The organism is Corynebacterium sp. HMSC077G07, assembly GCF_001809225.1.
Lineage (GTDB): Bacteria > Actinomycetota > Actinomycetes > Mycobacteriales > Mycobacteriaceae > Corynebacterium > Corynebacterium jeikeium_D.
Window position 1 is genome coordinate 1 of the sequence record NZ_KV796531.1, and the last position, 1,329, is coordinate 1,329.

At 50.0% G+C, this 1,329-nt stretch carries 1 protein-coding gene; it reads left to right on the plus strand.

Annotated features, from left to right (window positions below):
* Window positions 1-481 precede the first annotated feature (481 nt).
* Window positions 482-664: a ClbS/DfsB family four-helix bundle protein gene (locus HMPREF2562_RS11170; RefSeq protein ID WP_065419905.1), complete on the plus strand. Its 183-nt coding sequence runs from the start codon at window positions 482-484 to the stop codon at window positions 662-664.
* Window positions 665-1,329: the final 665 nt, after the last annotated feature.

Here is a 1,329-nt window from a genome sequence, read left to right on the forward strand (position 1 = left end):
ACATTACACACACTTCACACATAAAGCGAACCCGCAGGTCACGGAGCATTTTGTAACGCGCATCAGCACATTAACAGCCATAAGCAATCTAACAACAACACGCGCGAGGCAGTAAGTGAAGCGTGCTGGATCTAGTTCCTACCTCGGTCCTGGAATCCGTCCGAGCATCACCACGTTCCACGATTCTTAACACGACGCTCCAACTGAGGGAGTCGACACTCTCTACAAGACAAAACTCATTCATACGCAAGACTCGTGAACATAGAAGCGGAAATCGAACTTGCCACTTTGCGGACGATGCATTGGTAAAGAATTATGCGGATACACAAAGTGCTGGACTAGCCACACCACGGGAAGCGCAAACCAAGTGCTACCTTGCCTATTTCATCAACCCAGGGTCGTAAAAAGCGGAACTAACCCCAGGACACTTGAACATACGCATGAATACCTCGGATATAGAGTGCTCCACCGAAAATGTGTGGTGAAGCCATATGAATCCGGAAGCGAGATTGAATCAGAGACCACTAAACGCGGGTGTCTATTCATCCGCAAGTTCGAGGATGTTCCCGATGATGGTGGGCAAATGCTCATTGAGGGAATAGACCGCACGCCCCGGCAGGTTATCGCGAACCTATTGGACTGGATGGAATTACTGCTTAGCTGAAAGCGGAAAGAGCAAGCGGACAAAGAGGTGGTGACTGAAGCTCCTAGTTTCAAATGCGATTAGCTAGGTAGCTTGTACGAGTCTTTCTACCAACACTGGGAGCTGGTACCACCCCGAGATCTGATTAATCGATTCGAGGTTCTACTCGCCGAGGTAATCCAACTGGTACCCTGACTGGCCGAAGCAGAGCTGTTTGAGTCTGAGCAGCGAGCGTGGGCGTCTTCCACTCCGTCAGTATGACCGGTGTGGAAGTGGGTACATATCAACACTGTTGCCCCCCCCCTCACTACGTTTCGTACCAAGATAAGGACATGGGAGAAACTCGCTGCTTGCTAGTTGATTGACTCAACCACGTCGACCCCTGTCTTGAGCACAAAGCAAATTTGACCGGCTCTAACAACATGGTTGATCCGAGCCGTTCATTGGAATGACTAGAGGTGCTGCATCGGCTCTTTGGCTAGTTGCCGGTATGCACCAGTAATCGTTGTACGACCGACGTATTTGATTCTGATTTGCTCGTAGGTTTGCTGCCGGTCGACTAAAGGTTTGCATATCCGCCGCGATCAAACCGACCTAATGGCAAACCGTCCTAAGCCGGAAAAGACCATCAGCACTAAAACGCGAGTTAATTCTGTTTACCTGTGGGTAAAACAAAAGTGGGCCGC